This is a genomic window from uncultured Sphingomonas sp. (assembly GCF_964244235.1).
Taxonomy (GTDB): Bacteria; Pseudomonadota; Alphaproteobacteria; order Sphingomonadales; family Sphingomonadaceae; genus Sphingomonas.
The window spans coordinates 1-15,966 of the sequence record NZ_CAXTII010000066.1 but is presented as its reverse complement, the minus strand read 5'-3'; the positions used below and the strand labels follow the sequence as shown (position 1 = coordinate 15,966).

Here is a 15,966-nt window from a genome sequence, read left to right as displayed (position 1 = left end):
ACTCGCCAGCATCATGCTATGGCTCAAATAATTAAATCGTCACCACAGCCTAGATCAACCGGCGTAAGCCCCTCTTTTCACACGAAGTGGAAAAGTGCACGGCACGCCTCCACTTCCTCCACTTCCGCAGACATCCGGGTGCCCGAATCAAGACAAGCGCGGTCGGTGGCGACCCATCGTGCCGATCCGGTCTGTCCTACACATTCCGTTCCGTGCCATATCGGCGGCATGTCGCATCATCCCATCTCCGCCGCCCCCCGCCAGCGCCTCGCATCCGCCTTGCGGAGGGTGATTCCGGGCGTGACGTGGCGTGTGGTTCGTCCACTTCCGAGCCTTCCGACGGCAAATCGAACCTCGCCGACGAACCGGATCGGTTGCCACCTCGCCGCCGCCACGCTCGCCGCCCTGACCCTTGCCGCCCCCGCCCAGGCCTATTGGGAATATGGCCACCAGACGATCGCGCAGATCGCGATGGCCAACGTCACGCCCAGGACGAAGGCGGCGGTGCGGCGGTTGCTCGCGCGGTCCGCGGTGCTGGACACGCCCACCTGTTCGGCGACGACGATCGAGGACGCCAGCGTCTGGGCGGATTGCGTCAAGCCGCTGAAGGGCGCGGACGGGAAGTCGCGCTTCGGCTATGCCTATACCTGGCATTTCCAGGACGTGGAGATCTGCCAGCCCTTCACGCTGGCCGATGCGTGCAAGGACGGCAATTGCGTCTCCGCGCAGATCGACCGCGACGTCGCCGTGCTGCGCGATCGGCGCGCGGCGACGAAGGACAAGGTGCAGGCGCTGGTCTTCCTGATCCACTTCGTCGGCGACCTGCACCAGCCGCTGCATGCGGGCGAGAAGGCCGACCAGGGCGGCAACAAGGTCGCGGCCGCCTACGGCATCTACGAACCCAAGCGGTTCAACCTGCATTCGATCTGGGACGGTCCGCTCGCCGAACGCGCCGCGACCAGCGGGCCGTCGCTGGTCCGGCGCTTTCCGGCGTCGGTACGGGCGACGGTGGCGGCGGGGACCGTCGCCGACTGGAGCCGCGAAAGCTGGCAGGTCGCGCATGACGGCGTCTATGCCAGCGCGCTGCACGGCGATCCGTGCGCGCCGTCGCCCGCGCATGTGACTTTGACCGATGCCGATATCGCCGCGCTGGTGCCGGTGGCGCGGCTGGAGATCGAGCGTGGTGGCTTAAGGCTGGCGAAGGAACTGGACCGGGCGTTGGGGTAATGTCCCTCTCCCATTGGAAGAGGGAAGGAGCAGCGAAGCTGCGGAAGGGTGAGGGCGATTGGAATGCGATGCGCGTCGCCCTCACCCTTCCCACTCGGCCGCGCCGAGCGGGCCCCTTCCCTCTCCCAGAGATCCTATGGGGAGGCACGGCGCGCGCTGGTAATTGCGCGCGTGGGGGCAAACCGAAGTAGGAGATCTTTGCCATGCTGACAAAGAAAGAAGTCGCCGCATCAACTTCGCCCACGATCGTCGATCCGATCTTCATCGCGATCGAGATGAGCCGCGCCAAGTGGGTCGTGGGCGCACACCTGCCGGGTGCCGACAAGGTCGGCATCCACGTCACCCCCTGGGGCGACGTCGCCGCTCTGTTGACGCTGATCGAACGACTTCGCGCTCGTGTCGCCGACACGATCGGTACGGCCGACGCCCCGATCCTCTGCTGTTATGAGGCCGGTTACGAAGGCTTCTGGTTGTACCGCCGGCTGACCGGCGAGGGTCACCGGGTGCTGGTGATCGACCCCGCCAGCCTGCTGGTCAATCGGCGCGCCAAGCGAGCAAAGACGGATCGGCTCGACGCCAAGGCCATGATCCGTGCGCTCATCGCCTATAACCGCGGCGAGGATCAGGTGCTCAGCGCTGTCCATGTGCCGAGCGTGGAGCAGGAGGATGAGCGACGCTTGACCCGCGAGCGGCAACGTCTGGTCCAGGAGCGCATCGCTCATGCGAACCGCATCAGGGGTCTGCTGATGACGCAGGGCATCGTCGGATTTGTCCCGCACGGCCCCGACGCCGAGCGACAGCTGTCCGAGCTGGTCACTGGCGACGGAAGGATGCTTGGCGCGCGGCTGCGGGAAGAGATAAGGCGTGAGATCGTCCGCCTGCGGCTGGTCACCGAGCAGCTGGAAGCGGTCAACGCCGAGCGCGACGCCATCGCGCTCGTCAAGCAAGCCGAGCACACACCCGCCGACCCGGAGCGGACACGCGTTGACGTTTCCATGATCGCGTCGCTCGCCCGCATCAAGGGCGTCGGCCCGAACGATGCGTCGGTGCTTGTGCGCGAGGCGTTCTGGCGCAACTTCAGCAACCGGCGCGAGATCGCGGCGTGGAGCGGGTTCGCGCCCACCCCATGGGCGAGCGGCTCGGTCAGCAGGGATCAGGGCATCGGCAAGTCCGGTCCTGCCGCGTTCCGGTCCAACATGCTCCAGATCGCCTGGCGCTGGCTGCGATGGCAGCCGAACAGTCAGCTGTCGCAGTGGTTGTCGAGCGGACCAGCGGCGGCAGCGGTCGTATGCGACGAGTCATGATCGTAGCCCTCGCCCGCAAGCTCCTGATCGCGCTCTGGCGCTACGCCACGACGGGTCTGATCCCGACTGGCGTCGTGGTCGCCTGAGCCACCGAGTTCCCCCGCACGCGACGGGGGATACCGGGCGGACGTGTGACCGGCCCTCTTCCTGGCTGAAATATGCCGCTTCTAGAGATGGGTCCCGTCCCCTCGAGCGTCGAACCCGCAGCAAACGGGATTATGGTCGCGAGGCCTGCCAAGACAGGAACTCGAACCGGATAAAAGGTGAGCTGGCCAGACGCCAGCCGTGCATCGCGACGCTTTGCCCCGGTGAACTGCCAAAGAATCTCACGCGGGCTTTGCCGGTGTCGATATTGCGCGCCTCGATCACATGCCGGGTCTGGTGCAGCTGCCGGTCCTCCCTTGAGAACGCGGTTCTTGATCCACCCCATAAAAGGGAGAGGGAGATATGCTCAGTTCACCACCACCGTCACCGCGCGGCGGTTCTGGGCCCAGCTGTCCTCGTCCGATCCGGTCGCGACCGGGCGTTCCTTGCCGTAGCTGATGGTGGAGATGCGCGACGGAGAGACGCCGCGTGCCGCCAGATAGTTCTTCGCCGCGTTGGCGCGCCGGTCGCCCAAAGCAAGGTTATACTCGCGCGTGCCGCGTTCGTCGCAATTGCCCTCGACCGTGATCCGGACGTTCGGATATCTGGCGAGCCACGTCGCCTGCCCGTCCAGGATCGCACGTGCTGCGGGATCGATGTCGGACATGTCGACCCCGAACAGCACGGTGTCGCTCTGTACCGACCGGCGGAAATCCGCCGCCGATCCGGGGACGACCGCGCCGTCGACCGGACCCATCGGCGGGCCGGCGGGGCCATTGAGGGGTCCTTGCGTATCGGTCGGCGCGGGCGGCAACGTCTCGGGCCGCTTCTTCGAACACGCGCCCGTCGCGATCAGCGCGGCGACCAGCAACGTCGCCGCGGGCAGTCGGGTAAGATTGGACATGGTTGGTCTCCGGTTGATGATCGATGCCCCCAAAACGTCCGATAGCAGCAATCAGGGGCGAAGCGGACCCCAGGCGGGATCCGAGCCGTCGAGCGGGGTCGGGATATGACGTTCGTTGACCCCCGTCAGATCGACCGAGCGAAGCGTCTCGTGCCCGCCGCCGCCCTGGCCCGAGCGGAAGAAGGCGATGACCCGGCCGTTGGCGGACCAGGTCGGCCCCTCGTCCTGCCAGTCGTCGGTCAAGAGCTTCTCCGCCCCGCCATCGGGGTTCATGATGCCGATCCGGAATTTCCCCGCGATGCGGGTATAGGCGATCAGGTCGCCGCGCGGGCTCCAGACCGGTGTGGCGTAGCGCCCGCCGCCGAAGCTGATGCGGTGCTGGTTCGAACCGTCCGCGTTCATCACGTACAGTTGCTGCCCGCCCGAACGGTCGCTTTCGAACACGATGCGGGAACCGTCGGGGGAGTAGCTGCCGCCGGTATCGATCCCGGGCGAATTGGTCAGCCGCTGCGGCGTCCCGCCGCCGGCGGACACACGGTAGATGTTGGTGCTGCCCGACACCGCCATCGAGAACAGGATATAGCGGCCGTCGGGCGAGAAACGCGGCGCGAAGGTCAGGCTCTGGTTCTCGACGACCTTGCGCTGCCGTCCCGACCCTATGTCGTAGACGTAGATCGAGGGGCGATCGTTCACATAGCTCATATACACGATCGACTGCTGGTTCGGCGCGAAACGCGGGGTCAGGACGATCGCCTGGCCGTTGGTCAGGAACCGGTGGTTGGCCCCGTCCTGGTCCATGATCGCCAGCTTCTTGGTGCGGTGCGCCTTGGGGCCGGTCTCGGACACATAGACGATGCGGCTGTCGAAATAGGGGCCTTCGCCGGTCAGCCGCTGATACACCATGTCGGCGCATTTGTGCCCCGCCCGCCGCCAGTCGGACGGCGACACGACGAAGCCGGCGCGCGTCAGTTCGGTCTTGGCGAGCACGTCGTAGAGATAGCAGCCGACCGTCAGCGTCCCGTCCCCGTTGGCACGGACGAACCCCTGGACCAGCGCCTGCGCGCCGGACGCGCTCCAGCTGTCGAACGCGGGCTGGGTGACGTCGGGATAGGCGACCGGGTGGAGCTGGCCTGGGGCGAGCGGGCTGAACAGCCCGGACCCCTTCAGGTCGTCGGTGACGATCTCCGCCAGTTGCCGCCCGAGCGCATCGGTGCCGCCCGCCGGGGTGTCGGCCGATGCGTTGGTCGGCATCGGCGGGATCGCGATCGGCATGGGCGCGGAGATGCCGCCGGTGACGGAGACCTCCAGCGGCGGCGGCGTCTGGCCGGGGGCGGGTTGCTGGGCGGGAGCCGCGGCGGTCTGCGCGAGCGCGGGGGTGGCTGCGAGGAGCAACGGGAGGAACGTGGCGAGACGGTACATGGTCATCCTCATTATCCTATCGTCCCGATGGGCGCCGGACCGCTCGCCATTCCCAACCCCGGTGAAGGCCGGGGCCCAGTTGCCGAGGTTTTGCGGAAGGAAGCGGAACAGTTGCCACGGCTGTCCCGCAACTGGGCCCCGGCCTTCGCCGGGGTGGGTATGGAAAAATGGCCGAACCGACCAATCCCATCACCGCAGCTGCCATTTGTAATTGATGTTGTTCCACCCGCCCGCCGGTGTCGAATAATATTCGCTTGGCAGCTTCAGTGGTGAACAGCCCTTGAACGCGGCGATGCCGATATCGGCGATCTGCTGGACATATCGTTCGTTGCCCTCGATATTCTGGCGGCGAACGATGCTCGGCATCGCTGCAAGGGTGCCGTCGGGGTTCAGCCGCAGGTTGAAGGTCACGACGACCTGCTTGGCGTCGTCGGGAATGCCGCCATTGGATTGCCGATCCGCGCAGGGCTGGATCTGCCGTGCGATCGCCGCCTGAATCGAGGCGAGCGCGCGACCGTCGATTTTGGCGGCGACGGGGGCGGGCGATTGGCTTTTCGAGGGCTTGTCGGACAGGCCCTTGAGGAAATCGTCGCCGAGCAGCGAGCCGCGGGGGCGGCTGGTCTTGGCAGCGACCTCGCTGCCGGTGCCCTTCGTCGCGGCAGGCTTGCCGTGCGAGGACATCGAAGAGGCGCTCGCCCTGGCCAGTGTCGGCTTGGCGGGTGCCGTCTTCGCAACGGCCTTCTCCGCCGCGGCAGGTTCGGGTCGAGGCTTCTTGACCGGCGCGGGTTTCGCGGCTGCGACGGGTTTCGGCGCGGGTGCGGGTTTCTCGACCGGTTTCGGCGGGGCGGGCTTGGGCTTGGGCGGTGCGGGCGTCGCGACCCGCGGCGCGGGTTTCGGTTCGGGCTCCGGCTGGGCCTCTTCGGCCGGCTCGGGCGGCGCGGCATCTTCGGGCGCGCCGCGATCGGGCGCGATCGAGGGGGCGGGGGGTTCGACGGCTTTCGGTGCGGCGGCTTGCAGCGCGACGTCCTTGACCAGACTGACCTCGAGCGGTTGCTGCTGCACCGGCGTGGGGATCGGCACCGAGAAGAACCGCGCGGACAGCAGCGCGAAGAGCAGCGCGTGCCCCGCAATCGCTACGCCCAGCCCGATCCGTTCCGCGCGGTCCATCAGCGAGTCGCCGCCCCGCTGCCTTCCACCGTCACCAGCGACACGCGGTTCAGCCCGGCATGGTTCAGCTCGCCCATCACCCGCATCACCCGTCCGTAGTCGAGCGCCCGGTCGGCACGCAGGAAGACCTGCGGCGGCTGACCCACCGCTCGACTGCCGGCGATCCGCGCAAGGCGATCGGGCAGCGCCGCATCGGATATCTCGTCCTTGTCGACGAACAGACGTCCCTGGCCGTCGATCGAGATTTCGGTCGGCTTGGCATCCTGGTCGAGCGGCTTCGCCCGACTGTCGGGCAGCTGCACCGGGACGCCAGCGGTCAGGAGCGGGGCGGTGACCATGAAGATGATGAGCAGCACCAGCATCACGTCGACCAGCGGCGTGACGTTGATATCCGCCATCGGTGCACGCCTGCCGCGGGAGCGGTGCGAGGGGAGCATGGCCATCAGCGGGTGCCGTCGAGCTGGCGCGACAAAGTGGTGTGAAACCCGTCTGCGAAGCGGTTCAGGCTCGCTTCGATCCGGTTGATGCCGTGGCTGAACCGGTTATACGCGATGACCGCGGGGATCGCGGCGAACAGCCCGATCGCCGTCGCGAACAGCGCCTCCGCGATCCCTGGTGCGACGACGGCGAGTGATGTGTTCTGCGCGCTGGCGATGCCGGTGAACGCGCGCATGATCCCCCAGACGGTGCCGAACAGCCCGACGAACGGCGCGACCGATCCGACCGTCGCCAGCACGTTCAGTCGGTCGGACAGGCGGTCGATCTCGCTCGCGACCGCGGCCCCCATCGTCGTCGCCAGCCGCTCGCGCGTGCCCGCCTTGTCGATCGCACCGCTGCCGGTCGAGCGCCGCCATTCGCCGACGCCGGCCGCGAAGACCTTCACCGACGGCAATTCCTTCTCGCCCTTTTCCTTGTAGAAGGCGTCGATATCCTCCGCCTTCCAGAAATCGCGTTCGAATATCGCCATCCCGCGCCGGGTGCGGCCGATCCGGAACGCGAACGCGACGATGATCGACCAGGTCCAGACGCTGGCGATCAGCAGCCCGATCATCACTGCCTTCACCACCCAGTCGGCCTGGATGAACAAGGCGATCGGCGACAGCGATCCGGCGTCGAGATTGAGGGCGGCGTTCATTCGTTGCTCCCGTGAGCGGCCAGGCGGTGATAGGATGTGGCCCAGCCCCACGGCCAGCGGCGGGGTCGTCCGTCAAGCGTGTCCGACGGCGGGTGTTGCGGAAATCCGTGCCCGGCTCCGTCGAAGCGCCCTTCGACGAGCTGATCGATGCCGGCTTGCGTCATGGCGGCGGCTGTTAACCCAAGCGCAGCGGCGAAGGAACCCCGGTGACGCTTGCGTCGGCTGCGCAAATGCTGCGAAAGCCTGTCCGGGACTTGCCGGGGCAGGGCCGGGGGGAAGAGCGAATGACCAGAATCCTGACCGGCATCGCCGGTGTTGCCGTGATCCTGCTGATCGCCTGCGCGCTGTCGACCGACCGCCGCGCGATCCGCCTCCGCGTGGTCGGTGCCGCGTTCGCGCTGCAGGCGGGGATCGCGGTGCTGGTGCTCTACGCGCCTTGGGGACGCGCGGTTCTCGCGTTCCTGTCGGGCGGCGTTGCCGATCTGCTCGGCTATGCCAATGCCGGCACCAGTTTCCTGTTCGGCGCGCTGGCGGCCGATCCGCTGGGGCATAATTTCGCGATCCAGGCGCTGCCGGTCATCATCTTCTTCGCTGCGCTCGTCTCGATCCTCTACCATGTCGGCATCATGCAGTTCATCGTCCGCTGGCTGGGCGGCGCGATCGAACGGGTGATCGGCGTGTCGAAGGTCGAATCGCTGTGCGCGGCGGCGAACATCTTCGTCGGCCAAAGCGAATCGCCGCTCGTCATCCGCCCGTATCTGGCCGGGCTGACGCCCGCGCAGCTGTTCACCGTCATGACGAGCGGGATGGCGGGCGTCGCAGGGACGATCCTGGCAGCCTATGCATCGATGGGCATCCGCATCGAATATCTGCTGGCGGCGAGCTTCATGGCGGCGCCCGGCGGTATATTGATGGCCAAGATCATCATGCCCGACCGCGCCATGCCGCCGATCGGCGAACTCCCGCTCGGCGACCTGCCGGGCGAGGGCGAACAGATCGCGATCGCCGAGGCCAGCCACGACGAGGAGAAACCCGCCAACATCATCATGGCGGCGGCGCAGGGTGCGCAGACCGGCGTGAAGCTGGCGGTGGCGGTTGGCGCGATGGTGCTGGCGTTCGTGGCGCTGGTCGCTATGGCGAACGGGTTGCTGGGGGGGCTGGGCAACCTGGTCGGGCTGCCGGGGCTCAGCTTCCAGGGGCTGCTCGGCTATGTCTTCAAGCCGGTGATGTTCCTGCTCAACGTGCCGTGGAACGAGGCGGGTATCGCTGGCGGGTTGTTCGGCGAGAAGATCGTGCTGAACGAATTCGTCGCCTATATCGATCTCGGCAAGCAGACCGCGATGCTGTCGCCGCGCACGGTTGCGGTCGTCACCTTCGCACTATGCGGCTTCGCCAATTTCTCGTCGATCGCGATCCAGATGGCGGTGACGGGCAGCCTTGCGCCGAACCAGCGGCCGATGATCGCCAAGCTGGGCTTGCGCGCGCTGGCCGCTGGAAGCCTCGCGAACCTGATGTCCGCGGCGCTGGCGGGTCTTCTGATCGGCTGACGATTTCACGCTTGCTCCTGACGTAACGTCAGCGCGTATCAGCGTCGCATGGAGGACATGCTCGACATCGGCGACGTCGCCCGGCTGACCGGACTGACCCTGCGCGCGCTCCGCTTCTACGAGGCGCGCGGGCTGGTCGCCCCCTTGCGGACCGCGGGTGGGCGTCGCGTCTACGGGTCCGGCGAACTCGCGCGGCTGAACGCGGCGGTGGCGCTGAAACAGGCGGGCTTTTCGCTGGCGGAGATCGGGCGGCTGCTGAAGGGGGCAGGCCGGTCGATCTGGGCCGACTGGTCGCCGCGCGCCTTTCCGAGATCGATGCGCGGGCCGCTGCGATCGCGGAAGCGCACCTGCTTTTCCAGGGGGTTTTGTCCCGCATCGATCGTGGCGAGCCGATCGACGTCGCGACCTTGTGCTCGCTCATTCGATTAGGAGGACAAACGATGGAAGCGGATAATTGGAAGACGGTCAGCGATCGATATCTGACCGACGAGGCAAAGGCGGATTTCGTAGTGGCCAATGCCGCGATGCCCGCGAAATTCGATCAGGCGGATTATCCGGCGAAATGGGCCGATCTCAGCGGCCGGATCGAACGAGCATTGCCGCTCGATCCCGCGTCACCCGCGGCGCAAGCGTTCCATGACGAGTGGCAAGCGCTGCTCGAACCTTTCACCGCGGTCGCGACGCCGGCGATGATGCAGGGCGTCAGCAAGATGTATGATGGCATCGACAGCTGGAAAGGCGAACAGCAACCGCCCTTCTCGTCCTCGGTCTGGCAATTCGTCAAGGCGGTGGGCGAGGTCCGGAAAACCCACCGCTGATACGAAGAACCCTTCCCCGGCGGAAAAGCTGGGGAACGGCCATCGTCAAGCCGCCGCGCCGATGGGGCCAAGGCGCGGCGACCTGTTTCGGTCAGGGCATCATGACCGTGTCGATGACGTGGATCACGCCGTTCGACTGGTACACGTTAGCGATGGTGATCTTCCCCATATCCCCCTTGCCGTCCATGATCATCAGACCGCCCATCGCCTTCTTGAACATCAGCGGTTCGCCCTGCACCGTGGTGTAGGTGGCGGTGCCGCCATGTGCCTTCGCGTTGGCCAGGATGTCCTTGGCGGTGAGCTTGCCGGGTACGACGTGATAGGTCAGGATACCGGTCAGCGTGGCCTTGTTCTCCGGCTTCACCAGCGTGTCGACGGTGCCCGCGGGCAGTTTCGCGAACGCGGCGTTGGTCGGCGCGAACACTGTAAACGGCCCCGGGCCCGACAGCGTATCGACCAGGTCGGCGGCCTTCACGGCGGCGACCAGCGTCGTGTGATCCTTGGAATTGACGGCGTTCTCGACAATGTTTTTCGTCGGGTACATGGCGGCACCGCCGACCATCGGGTCCTTCATCTGGGCGCTGACGCTGCCCGCGGCGATCAGGGCGGCGACGGCGACGGTGCTGCGTATGAATATCGACATGAATTCTCTCCTTCGGCGATATCGATTGCGATATCCGAGCAGGAGATACGGTCGATCCGGTCCAAACGACGCAAGCCTCGACATGTCGATCGTCTAGAAACTTTATCCAAGATAACCCGAGATGATCCAGCGACGCGTGACGGTCGACCGGACCAGCGCATGGCCGCATGTTCGGCAACGGGCACGCTGAACGTGCGGATCGGCGGGATCGGCATGACGGCCGCACACCCGGTGCCCCGCCGCCAGACAGGCGTTTCCGCTGCACCCCATCGCCACTGCTCCATCCGGCCTATACGGCCCTGCGGTAGGCGACAGATTGCGCCGCGATGTGTCGCGGATGTGCCGGATTGTCGCGAAATGTCGCAGGCGTCAGCGTGTCGGCACGGGCACTGCGCCAGAATAATCGTAGAAGCCGCGCTTCGCCTTGCGACCGAACCAGCCGGCCTCGACATATTTCACGAGCAGCGGCGCGGGGCGGAATTTGGGGTCGCCCGTCCCCTCGAACAGCACCCGCGTGATTTCCAGGCAGGTATCGAGCCCGATGAAATCCGCCAGCGTCAGCGGGCCCATCGGATGGTTGAGCCCCAACTGGCAGGCAAGATCGATGTCCTGCATGGTCGCCACCCCCTCCCCCAGCGCGAAGCAGGCCTCGTTCAGCATCGGCATCAACACGCGGTTGACGATGAACCCCGGCGCATCGTTCGCGCGCACCACCTGTTTGCCGAGCGCCTTCGCATAATCCTCGACCGCGGCGACGGTCGCGTCGGCCGTGGCGAGGCCGCGGATGAGTTCGATCAACCCCATCACCGGTACGGGGTTGAAGAAATGCACTCCCATGAAGCGCGCGGGATCGGGGGCGGCCTGCGCCAGCCGCGTGATCGGGATCGAGGACGTGTTCGACGCAAGGATCGCGTCCGCGCCCAGCACCTTGCCGACGTCGGCAAAGATCGCGCGCTTGATGGCTTCGCGCTCGGTTGCCGCCTCGATCACCAACGCGCAGTCACCCATCGCCGCGACGCTACCGACGGGTTCGATCGAAGCGAGCGCGGCGTCGCGGTCATCCTCGGCGATCTTCTCCTTCTCGACCAGCCGCGCGAGGGCTTTTGCTATGCCTGCCTTGCCCGCCTCTGCGCGGTCGAGCGCTACATCGGCCAGGATGACGCGGAACCCCGCTTGTGCGGACACTTGCGCGATCCCCGCGCCCATTTGCCCCGCCCCGATTACCCCGATCGTCTGCATCGCCCCGCTCCGTTCCGTATGTTCGCGCGATCCATAGCCCGACCGATCGATGCGTCTAGGGCGCAGGCCGTTCGGCCTGTGCTTCTGCCAGATACACCGCGAACCGCGCCTCCGGGTCGGTCCAGTGCGCGATCGGGGTCCAGCCGCCGCTGCGCAGCAGGATGCGCGCATCGCGCGGGCCGTATTTGTGGCTGTTCTCGGTATGGATCGTCTCGCCGGCCGCAATCGAGAACGGGCGACCGTCGACCGCGAACGACGCGTCGCGCACCGCCTTCAGGTGCATCTCGATCCGCGCACGGTCGTCGTTCCACACCGCCTCATGGCGAAACGAACCGACCGGAATCGTGCCGTCCAGCTCGCGGTTGATCCGTTCCAGCAGGTTGAGATTGAACGCCGCGGTCACGCCGGCGGCATCGTCATAGGCGGGGATGAGGACGCCCGCATCCTTGATCCGATCCATCCCGATCAGCAGCAGCGCGCCTTCGCCAAGCGATCCGCGCATCGCGCGCAGCAGATCGACCGCCATCAGCGGGGTCATGTTGCCGATGGTCGAGCCTGGGAAGAAGCCGAGCTTCGGGGTGGTCGCGATCGTGCGGGGCAGGGTCAGCGGCTGCATGAAGTCCGCCTCGAACGGCAGCACGAGCAGTTCGGGGAATGCCGCCGACAGCACGCGCGACGATTCGCGCAGGAAATCGCCCGAGATGTCGATGGGGACATAGGCCGACGGACGAACCGCTCGAAGCAGGATCGGGGTCTTGATCGACGATCCCGAGCCGAATTCGACAACCGCGCGGCCTTCGCCGGCAAGCGCCGCAACCTCCGGTGCGATCCGTTCGAGGATCGCGATCTCGGTGCGGGTCGGATAATATTCGGGCAGGTCGGTGATCGTCTCGAACAGTTCGGACCCGCGCCGATCATAGAACCAGCGCGCCGGGATTGCGCGCGGGCGGCGGGTCAGCCCGGCAAGGACGTCCGCACGGAAGGCGGGGTCGGCGAAGCTGCGAGTCCCGTCCTCGATCTCCGGCTTCAGCATCAAAGATCCTTTGCGAGGCGGACGCCGGTGAACTGCCAGCGTTGATTGGGATAGAAGAAATTGCGGTAGCTCGCACGGGTATGACCGCGGGGCGTCGCGCAGCTGCCGCCGCGAAGGACGAACTGCCCGCTCATGAACTTGCCGTTATATTCGCCGACCGCCCCCTCGGCGGCGCGGAAGCCCGGATAGGGGCGATAGGCGCTGCCCGTCCATTGCCAGACATCGCCGAAAAAAGCGGGTGCGGCGACGGCGGGGCGGGGCTCCACCGGGCCGGCCTCGTCGAGCTGATTCCCGCCCGCCGGATCATATCCGGCGGCCGCCGCCTCCCATTCGAATTCGGTCGGCAGGCGCAGGCCCGCCCAGCTGGCATATGCATCCGCCTCGAAGAAGCTGACATGCGTGACGGGGGCCGCGGGGTCGATCGCCCGGCGACCGTCGAGCCCGAAGCGAGTCCAGCCGCCGTCCCCTTCTTCCCAGTATAGCGGTGCCGCAATAGCTTCTGCGTTCACCCATGCCCAGCCATCGGCGAGCCAATGGCGCGCTTCCCGGTAGCCGCCATCGGCGATGAACGCCGCCCATTCGTCATTGGTGACCGTGCGGTCGGCGATGGCGTGGGGCAGGAGCAGCGTGTCGTGGCGCGGCCCTTCGCAATCGAACGCGAAATCCGCCTCCTCGGTATCCCCGTCATGGCCGATCCCGACGATGCCGCCGGCATGTTCGATCCAGCCGACGGGACCGGGCATCGCCACCGGTACCTTGCGCGCCGGCGGCCAGATCGCCGGTTCGATCGGATTTTCGCCGAACAGATGCAACATGTCGGTGATCAGCAATTCCTGATGCTGTTCCTCGTGATGACAGCCAAGCGCGACCAGTTCCTGTGCCGCGACCGGCAGCCCGGGCAACGCGCCCAGCAGCGCGGCATCGACCGCGGCGCGGTAGCCCCGCACTTCGTCCAGCGTGGGGCGAGTCACCATGCCGCGCCGATCGCGCGCGTGGCGGCGGCCTTCCGCCTCGTAATAGCTGTTGAACAGGAACGGAAAGCGCTCGTCGTGCAGCACGTAGCCGGGCAAGTGATCGCGCAATATGAAGGTTTCGAAGAACCAGGTCGTGTGCGCCAGATGCCATTTGGTCGGCGACGCGTCCGGCATCGACTGCCCGGTCGCATCCGCATCCGACAGAGGTGCGGCAAGCGCGAGCGACAGTGCGCGCACCTTGGCAAAGCGGTCGGAGAGCACCGACGACAAGGCGGGCATTGGCTTCAGCATCGATTGACCCCTGTATGGCGAAGCCTTTACCCCGAGGAACGCCAACCTTTACCGGACGATAGCAATCAGCGCGCAGCCCCCGGAACCCACAGAACGTCGCCCCCCGCCTTTTTGTTCACGAAGCGTGCGGCGACGAACAGGAAATCGGACAGCCGGTTGAGATAGGTCAGCGCCTGCGGGTTGAGCGCTGGCTCGACCGAGACCGCGCTCCGTTCCGCCCGGCGCACGATGGCGCGGGCGAGGTGCAGCGCCGCGGCGCCCGCGGTGCCCGAGGGCAGGACGAAACTGCGCAAGGGTTCGAGCGCGTCGTTCATGTCGTCGATCTCGCGTTCCAGCCGTTCGGACTGTGCTGCGACGATGCGGAGCGTCATATCGGTCGGCGTGAAGTCCGTGCCCGGCGTCGCGATATCGGCACCCAGGTCGAACAAATCGTTCTGGATCCGAAGCAGCGCCGCGACCATCGGATCGTTTCCAAGCTCGGAGATCGCGAGGCCGATCGCGCTGTTCGCCTCGTCGACATCGCCGATCGCCGCCATCCGCGGATCGGCCTTCGATACGCGGCTGCCGTCGACGAGGCCGGTCGTGCCGCCGTCGCCGGTGCGGGTATAGATTTTCGTCAGCTTGACCAATTCAGGTGCGGCCGGCGGCGAATAGGATGACGACGACGATCAGGATCGCGATCGCCTGGAAGAAGATGCGCTGCTGCATCATCCGGTTCGATTTCAGCGACGCCTCGGTCGGGCCGGTGCCCTTCACCTGCGCGGTCGATTCCTGGAGGAACGCGATGATCCCGCGAACGAGCGCCACGACGGTCGCCAGCATCGCCGCGATCAGGAGGATGATGAGGAGCGTATTCATAGGTCGAATGTAGGCACTGCCATGTCCGCCCGCAATCGATCCGCAAGGGCACGACCGTCCGTTCCGGTAACACGCATTGCCGCCAGCGTCGGTGCGCCGTCGCGCTTTGCAAGGCGCTTGCCGTCCGCGCCCAGCGTGAGCGCGTGATGATGCCAGCGCGGCACCGGCAGATCGAGCAAGGCCTGAAGCAGGCGGTGGATATGCGTCGCGTCGAACAGGTCCTCGCCGCGCACCACGTCGGTCACGCCCTGCGCGGCATCGTCGGTCACGACCGCGATGTGGTAGCTCGTTCCCGCATCCTTGCGTGCCAGCACCACGTCACCTTGCGCGACCGGATCAGCAACGATGGTCCGGCCGTGATCGGTCCAGTCGAGCGGCCCCGCCAGCGCGACCGCTCGCGCCATGGCGATCCGCCAGCCATGAGGCCTGGCGGGATCGGGGTCGATCAGCCCCCGGCACGTCCCCGGATAGACGGGCACCGCCCCGTGCGGTGCGTGTGCGCTCGCCGCGATCTCGGCGCGGGTGCAGAAACAGGGATAGACGAGATCCATCGCCCGCAACCGATCGAGCGCCCCGGCATAGAGCGGCAGGCGCTGCGACTGGAACAGCACCGGCCCATCCCGGGCCAGGCCGAGCCAGGTCAGGTCGGCGAGGATCGATTCGACATGCGCCGCCCGGCCGCGCGCCCGATCGATATCCTCGATCCGAACGAGGAACCGGCCCCCCGCCGCACGCGCCAGGTCGTGCGCGCGGATCGCCGACCGCGCATGGCCGAGATGCAATCGCCCGGTGGGGCTGGGTGCGAAGCGGCTGACGATCACGTCCGCAGACCCCATTTGGGGTGAAACGAGCCTTGACCGCGAATCGCCCGCCGTGCTGTCATGGCAGCGTCATCCGGCTGCGTCATTGGCCGCGTCGGCAATGTTGCTGGGAGGAGTCGTGTTTCATCCCGATCTGATCCGCCATCCGGACGGCTGCCCCGCGCTCGTCCTCAATGCCGATTATACCCCGCTTTCCTATTACCCCCTGAGCGTGTGGCCCTGGCAGACCGCGGTCAAGGCGGTGTTCCTCGACCGTGTCGACATCGTCGCGCATTACGAGCGCGAGGTGCGAAGCGCGTCGTCGTCGATGAAGCTGCCGTCGGTCATCGCGCTGAAGCAGTTCGTGCGGCCGTCGCAATTCCCAGCCTTTACAAGGTTCAACCTGTTCCTGCGCGACCGGTTCACCTGCCAATATTGCGGGCATCCCGGCGAACTGACCTTCGATCACGTCGTGCCGCGGGCGCAAGGGGGGCGTACCACCTGGGAGAATGTCGTCACTGCC

Annotated in this window: 18 protein-coding genes; 6 read left to right on the top strand and 12 right to left on the bottom strand. The window is 66.6% G+C overall.

Translation table 11 applies throughout. The features are described from left to right. Positions 1–228: 228 nt before the first annotated feature. Both ACFE7D_RS11110 and ACFE7D_RS11105 read left to right on the top strand, forming a co-directional pair. Complete coding sequence (locus ACFE7D_RS11110; RefSeq protein WP_375395482.1) at positions 229–1,227, top strand: S1/P1 nuclease; 999 nt, start codon at positions 229–231, stop codon at positions 1,225–1,227. A gap of 203 nt (positions 1,228–1,430) precedes the next feature. Continuing rightward, positions 1,431–2,531, top strand: a complete 1,101-nt coding sequence (locus tag ACFE7D_RS11105) for an IS110 family transposase (protein WP_375395481.1) — start codon at positions 1,431–1,433, stop codon at positions 2,529–2,531. Between the two features lie 451 nt (positions 2,532–2,982). Here the strand turns inward: ACFE7D_RS11105 and pal are convergent, their stop codons facing one another. The 5 genes from pal to tolQ form a co-directional block, all read right to left on the bottom strand. Then, positions 2,983–3,519 carry a peptidoglycan-associated lipoprotein Pal gene (gene pal / locus ACFE7D_RS11100; RefSeq protein ID WP_375395480.1) on the bottom strand — a complete coding sequence of 179 codons (537 nt, stop codon included), beginning with the start codon at positions 3,517–3,519 and terminating at the stop codon, positions 2,983–2,985. Between the two features lie 51 nt (positions 3,520–3,570). Continuing rightward, entirely contained in the window at positions 3,571–4,938 is a 1,368-nt protein-coding gene (gene tolB / locus ACFE7D_RS11095; protein WP_375395483.1) for a Tol-Pal system beta propeller repeat protein TolB, read from the bottom strand. 189 nt (positions 4,939–5,127) lie between these two features. Further along, positions 5,128–6,105, bottom strand: coding sequence for a cell envelope biogenesis protein TolA (locus tag ACFE7D_RS11090; RefSeq protein ID WP_375395479.1), 978 nt, complete (start codon positions 6,103–6,105; stop codon positions 5,128–5,130). Further along, a complete protein-coding gene (gene tolR / locus ACFE7D_RS11085) occupies positions 6,105–6,548 on the bottom strand; it encodes a protein TolR (RefSeq protein ID WP_375395478.1) in 444 nt (147 codons plus the stop codon). The genes ACFE7D_RS11090 and tolR overlap by 1 nt, the downstream gene beginning before the upstream one ends. After that, on the bottom strand, positions 6,548–7,240 hold the full coding sequence (gene tolQ / locus ACFE7D_RS11080) for a protein TolQ (protein WP_375395477.1): 693 nt from the start codon (positions 7,238–7,240) through the stop codon (positions 6,548–6,550). The genes tolR and tolQ overlap by 1 nt, the downstream gene beginning before the upstream one ends. A 284-nt stretch (positions 7,241–7,524) precedes the next feature. Between tolQ and ACFE7D_RS11075 the strand changes: the two genes are divergently transcribed. From ACFE7D_RS11075 to ACFE7D_RS11065, 3 genes are read left to right on the top strand one after another with little or no spacing between them, the layout of a single operon-like run. After that, the gene (locus tag ACFE7D_RS11075; RefSeq protein ID WP_375395476.1) at positions 7,525–8,787 is read left to right on the top strand and encodes a NupC/NupG family nucleoside CNT transporter; all 1,263 of its coding nucleotides are present in this window, start codon (positions 7,525–7,527) and stop codon (positions 8,785–8,787) included. Between the two features lie 48 nt (positions 8,788–8,835). Continuing rightward, positions 8,836–9,216 carry a MerR family transcriptional regulator gene (locus tag ACFE7D_RS11070; protein WP_375395475.1) on the top strand — a complete coding sequence of 127 codons (381 nt, stop codon included), beginning with the start codon at positions 8,836–8,838 and terminating at the stop codon, positions 9,214–9,216. Positions 9,217–9,227: 11 nt separating this feature from the next. Beyond that, positions 9,228–9,605, top strand: coding sequence for a TipAS antibiotic-recognition domain-containing protein (locus ACFE7D_RS11065; protein WP_375395474.1), 378 nt, complete (start codon positions 9,228–9,230; stop codon positions 9,603–9,605). Between the two features lie 91 nt (positions 9,606–9,696). Here the strand turns inward: ACFE7D_RS11065 and ACFE7D_RS11060 are convergent, their stop codons facing one another. From ACFE7D_RS11060 to gluQRS, 7 genes are all read right to left on the bottom strand, one after another. Beyond that, entirely contained in the window at positions 9,697–10,248 is a 552-nt protein-coding gene (locus ACFE7D_RS11060) for a fasciclin domain-containing protein (RefSeq protein ID WP_375395473.1), read from the bottom strand. 369 nt (positions 10,249–10,617) lie between these two features. Then, positions 10,618–11,487, bottom strand: a complete 870-nt coding sequence (locus ACFE7D_RS11055; RefSeq protein ID WP_375395472.1) for a 3-hydroxybutyryl-CoA dehydrogenase — start codon at positions 11,485–11,487, stop codon at positions 10,618–10,620. 55 nt (positions 11,488–11,542) lie between these two features. After that, positions 11,543–12,520, bottom strand: coding sequence for an L-histidine N(alpha)-methyltransferase (egtD, locus tag ACFE7D_RS11050; protein ID WP_375395471.1), 978 nt, complete (start codon positions 12,518–12,520; stop codon positions 11,543–11,545). Then, complete coding sequence (egtB, locus tag ACFE7D_RS11045) at positions 12,520–13,785, bottom strand: ergothioneine biosynthesis protein EgtB (RefSeq protein ID WP_375395470.1); 1,266 nt, start codon at positions 13,783–13,785, stop codon at positions 12,520–12,522. The genes egtD and egtB overlap by 1 nt, the downstream gene beginning before the upstream one ends. A gap of 65 nt (positions 13,786–13,850) precedes the next feature. Next, the gene (locus tag ACFE7D_RS11040; protein WP_375395469.1) at positions 13,851–14,414 is read right to left on the bottom strand and encodes a cob(I)yrinic acid a,c-diamide adenosyltransferase; all 564 of its coding nucleotides are present in this window, start codon (positions 14,412–14,414) and stop codon (positions 13,851–13,853) included. 1 nt (position 14,415) lies between these two features. After that, entirely contained in the window at positions 14,416–14,643 is a 228-nt protein-coding gene (locus tag ACFE7D_RS11035) for a twin transmembrane helix small protein (protein WP_375395468.1), read from the bottom strand. Further along, positions 14,640–15,479: a tRNA glutamyl-Q(34) synthetase GluQRS gene (gluQRS, locus tag ACFE7D_RS11030; RefSeq protein WP_375395467.1), complete on the bottom strand. Its 840-nt coding sequence runs from the start codon at positions 15,477–15,479 to the stop codon at positions 14,640–14,642. The genes ACFE7D_RS11035 and gluQRS overlap by 4 nt, the downstream gene beginning before the upstream one ends. A 103-nt stretch (positions 15,480–15,582) precedes the next feature. On the opposite strand from gluQRS, the gene ACFE7D_RS11025 reads away from it, so the two are divergent. Further along, positions 15,583–15,966 (top strand): HNH endonuclease (locus tag ACFE7D_RS11025; RefSeq protein WP_375395466.1); only part of this gene is annotated, 384 nt, incomplete at its 3' end.